Source organism: Sphingobacterium sp. T2, from assembly GCF_000814685.1.
Taxonomy (GTDB): Bacteria; Bacteroidota; Bacteroidia; order Sphingobacteriales; family Sphingobacteriaceae; genus Sphingobacterium; species Sphingobacterium thermophilum.
In genome coordinates this window covers 1-4,644 of the sequence record NZ_JXAC01000057.1, presented here as the reverse complement: position 1 = coordinate 4,644, position 4,644 = coordinate 1, and the positions used below count along the sequence as shown (strand labels likewise).

The 4,644-nt window shown below is 40.7% G+C and carries 5 protein-coding genes; all 5 read right to left on the bottom strand.

Annotated features, from left to right (window positions below):
- Positions 1 to 170: 170 nt before the first annotated feature.
- Positions 171 to 752 (bottom strand): non-canonical purine NTP diphosphatase, encoded by a 582-nt coding sequence (locus SD31_RS04890; protein ID WP_197053538.1) that lies wholly within the window; start codon positions 750 to 752, stop codon positions 171 to 173.
- Positions 753 to 895: 143 nt separating this feature from the next.
- Entirely contained in the window at positions 896 to 1,432 is a 537-nt protein-coding gene (locus SD31_RS04885) for a hypothetical protein (RefSeq protein WP_039053320.1), read from the bottom strand.
- A 57-nt stretch (positions 1,433 to 1,489) separates the two neighbouring features.
- Entirely contained in the window at positions 1,490 to 2,470 is a 981-nt protein-coding gene (locus SD31_RS04880; protein WP_039053319.1) for a deoxyhypusine synthase family protein, read from the bottom strand.
- A gap of 381 nt (positions 2,471 to 2,851) precedes the next feature.
- Positions 2,852 to 3,814: a SusF/SusE family outer membrane protein gene (locus SD31_RS14980; protein WP_082021821.1), complete on the bottom strand. Its 963-nt coding sequence runs from the start codon at positions 3,812 to 3,814 to the stop codon at positions 2,852 to 2,854.
- 6 nt (positions 3,815 to 3,820) lie between these two features.
- Positions 3,821 to 4,477, bottom strand: a complete 657-nt coding sequence (locus SD31_RS04865; protein WP_052258664.1) for a RagB/SusD family nutrient uptake outer membrane protein — start codon at positions 4,475 to 4,477, stop codon at positions 3,821 to 3,823.
- Positions 4,478 to 4,644 lie beyond the last annotated feature (167 nt).

Below are 4,644 nucleotides of genomic sequence, written 5' to 3'. Positions count from 1 at the left end.
CGTCCTCAAGACCGTCCAAAATCCAAAGAAAGACCATGCTCGACAACAGAAAGAGGGAACTTCCTAAGGATGAAGAAAAAACGGAAACAAAAGAAAATAATATTGAAACAGAAGAAAGCAGCGATGAGGGATAAAATAAAGGAGCTCTACGAAATTGAGCTCCTTTATTTTTATATATCTTTTAAAAATTCAGCCATTTTGGAAACAGCAATAGCGCGGTGACTTATGGAATTTTTTTCCTCCGCACTCATCTCTGCAAATGTTTTGTCGTAACCATCAGGGATAAAAACAGGATCATAACCGAATCCTTTTTCTCCTTTTCTTTCATGGATGATTTTACCTTCGATAGCTCCTTCAAAAAAGTATTGCTTTCCGTCAAGGTATAAGGAGATTACCGTCCTAAAACGTGCCTTTCGGTCTTCTGAATCACCCAACTTTTCCAACAGTAAGTCGATATTCTTTTCCATATCACGCGTTCCGGAATAGCGTGCCGAATACACCCCAGGCTCACCATGTAATGCATCCACCTCCAATCCCGAATCATCACCGAAACAGTTTACGCCATATTTCTGCACTAGATAATCTGTCTTCTGCCTTGCATTTTCCTGAAAAGTATCGCCAGTCTCCGGAATGTCGTCATGACAGTCAATATCCCTTAAAGACTTTATTCTAATCTTTTCACCCACAATAGCTTGTACCTCTTCCAGCTTATGGGCATTATTCGTAGCAAATACTAGTTCTATCTTTTTCAATGTATATGAATTTCGGTTATTAGAAATCTACTTAAAGTGCTCTGGCTATGACGATATGCTTTCATAGCAATATCTTCCTCGCAAAATTAAAGCTTAATTATGATAATCTGACTTTTATGAAGACATTTGACTGTTAAAAGCCATTAACTATTGATAAATGTCTTAAACTCACCCCAGAAAAGTTTCTTCTTATTGATATCGACAAACATCTCCTCGAAAGAGAAGGTGTTGAAAACCGTAGCCACTCTTCCTCTCATATAGGAGTTATGGGCAATGTCTGGAAGTTTTAACGAGGCAGGTTCTACGCCGAGAAGCGTAATCTTTTTAGGCTGAAAGAAGGCCATGATACGTTTGAAGTCGTTAGGATTTTGGGGATTGGCAAGATTCAGTACCGCCACCTGTTCGGCAGCAATATTAAGAGCCCCCAAAGTCTTGATGAAAGCTTCCTCGGCTTTCGGTGAAAAATAAGGATAGTCAGGATACCGCAGAATAAACAATATCCCTGAACTTTTATCCCCCCGATAGACAAACTCTTCATTAGACGAATCCCACACTACGGCAGAAGATGATGATGACACCTCCGCAAGTACGGCATCCTCAGCCGTGAAGCCTGCCGAAAACAAGGTTTCATTCATCAAAGCCTGAAGGGCTATAGGATTATCTGTAAGAAGATTGCTCATCGCCGATGATAAAATCAATAATCGTCATCCCCTAAAGGGATGACGACACTATATCCATTATTGACCTAATACCCAAGCGAATACAAGTGGAGCTACGATGGTAGCATCGGATTCGATGATGAATTTAGGTGTATCCACATCCAGTTTACCCCAAGTGATTTTCTCATTAGGAACAGCACCTGAGTACGATCCATACGAGGTAGTAGAATCCGAAATCTGACAGAAGTAAGACCAGAAAGGAACATCCTCCCATTCCAAATCTTGGTACATCATAGGCACCACACAGATAGGGAAGTCACCGGATATACCTCCACCTATTTGGAAGAATCCTACTCCTTTACCTCCTGAATTAGCACGATACCATTCTGTCAAGTAAATCATATATTCAATACCTGACTTCACAGTAGAAGCTTTCAAGTTACCTTTGATAACGTTAGCAGCAAAGATATTACCTGTAGTGGAGTCTTCCCATCCCGGACATACAATAGGCAAGTTTTTCTCAGCAGCAGCAACAATCCATGAGTCTTTAGGGTCAATTTCATAGTATTGCTCCAATACTCCCGATTTCACTACCTGATATAAAAACTCATGAGGGAAATAACGCTCGCCTTTTTCTTCTGCGGCATGCCATACATCTTCCAAATGTTTTTGAAGACGACGGAAAGCTTCTTCCTCAGGAATACAAGTATCCGTAACACGGTTATAATGATTATCCAACAATTCGCGTTCTTGCTCTGGAGTCAAATCACGGTAGTTAGGAATACGTTTGTAGTGCGAATGCGCTACCAAGTTCATCACATCCTCTTCCAAGTTTGCTCCTGTACAAGAGATAATATGTACTTTATCTTGGCGGATCATCTCCGCTAAAGAAACGCCTAATTCAGCAGTTGACATAGCACCTCCTAAGGATATCAACATTTTACCACCTTCTAGCAAATGTTGTTCGTATCCTTTAGCAGCATCAACTAATGCAGCAGCATTAAAGTGACGGTAGTTGTGCTCAATAAATTGACTAATTGGACCTTTTTGTGTACTCATCTTTGTCTGTTTTTAATAAGTAATAGCAAAGGTACTGAATAAAATTTATTTATGGATTTTAATACGGGGAAAGCCTGCTTAAACTCTTATTTTTTAACAAATGTTAAAGAAATACAGACTCTATATCTAGTAATCTCATGCGGTCTAAAAAAACAATAAAAGGGTGTTTTATCACCCTTCTATGTTTTTCTATTATTAAGTTTGATAAGCAGCTCTACAATTCATTTACGTCTCAAAAGCCTGGAAAAGAAGAAATATGCCGAAACCAGCACTACTGCAATCACTAGCAGAACAATAATTTCTTCCTTTCCTATTCCCCATGACATTGTGTTCATAGAGCTAAAATACGTAAAACAGCAGAATAAACGTTCATTTTATTTGCTATTTCTTTTCTAAGATAGCCTTGTAAGCTCCCGGAGTAAGTTGCAATGTAATATCATAAGTTCCTGCCGAAGCAATTTCTATATCCGGTCCATCCTGAGTTAGATTATTAAGATCTCCTCCAAAATTTATTGTCCATTGATCATTAGCCCTAAATTTTATTTTTCCAGGAACAAGATCTATCGTTACCTTCCAAGTATAAGATCCTTTTCCTCCCTCGAAGGCCATATCCGTATCATTGTCCCATCCTCCCGGTGTAGCGTCACCAATGACCCCCATGTTAATTTTCAGGACTTCATAGGTCAATGCCTCGGCATCCATCCTAATGCGGTAGAAACCATCTTCCGAAACCGTCAGATTTTCTGCTTCCTCATCCTGCATAAGTGAGCCTGCAGCACTGCCTTTGCCATAACCTCCTTTCCAATCTATATTGGTAGGCAAAAATTTAAATCCTCCCTCAGCAGTAAGATATTCAAAAATTTCAAATTTTGTTTTGCTGTCAGGATCATAAACGGTCATCATAGAAGCCCTTGTAGGATCCCAGCCTGCCCCCAAAGAACCTCCTACTACATACATCACAGGATTGCTCTCCTGCAAAGTGATGGGTCTCTCTTTGGTTATGTTCTGCCCTCCGGCCGTATAAGTAACCCGCAACACTGCTTCTCCAACATATTCTTCGTTTAAAGGAATATCAAATTCCTTTTCGATAATCTTTTGATTGTCCGAAAGGATAATTTGCTCCTGCAGAATGCTAGTCCCATCTTTGACCAAACTAAAATCAAAAGATTTAACATTATTGGTCAGAAAGCCTACTTTCAACTTCTGTCCCACCTGCACAGCTGTAGGGGTAGACTCGTTAAAGGACACTATTTCATCCGGAATAGCATGTTCTACCTTTTTACAACCTACCAACACCCACAATAAGCATACACTTGCTAACAAATAGTTATATACTGTTTTCATAACATCCTAATTATAACCTGTATTCTGTGAAAGATTTGGGTTGTTGGCCAATGCCGTCGCCGGAATAGGGAAAATCCTTTTATATGTTTCTGCAGTATTGGCGGGCTTAAACAGCATAGCATCTTCCCATTTTCCAAAGCGTATCATATCCGTACGGCGCGTAACCTCAAACGTGAATTCCAACGCCCTTTCTTTATATAAGGCTTCCAAGGTCAATGTAGCAGCGGTAAAATGTTTCTCAGGGTTGTTTGGAAATGCCCTTTTTCGAACAATATTTGCTGCGTCGAGCGCTTCCGCAGTAGTGCCGTTTGTAGCACCTCGCAATATGGCTTCCGCTTTCATCAGAAGCACATCTGCCAAACGGAACACAACCACATCGTTCCCCGCATTACTACCAACATGATTTTTGTCCGGATAGTATTTGACACAGCGGGCTCCTGCAAGACGTCCTCCATCGTCCGCCCCTCCAATATCAAAATCAGAACCCGGCAGCAGCACAAAACCATCAGGATTCAAAACAATATTAACTCCGTTATATACCAAAGGCTGCCCGGAAGAGGTGTACTGCTGTCCATAGAGCCATTGTTGCTTGCGTATATCTTCGTCTTCAAACAGATGGAAATAAGCAGGCTCGCGCACTCCAGCCGTTCCACGGGTTACCATTCAGATCGAAGGTCTGACGGTGAGCATAATGCAATACTTTAAAAAACAAAGCATTTCCTGTAGCTCGTGACGCATCAAAAGGAATAGAAAATATCGTTTCGGAACTGGAAGGAAACCTACCACTMGCTGAGTGAAGACAAGTCTCTGACAAACATATGGAAGACCTA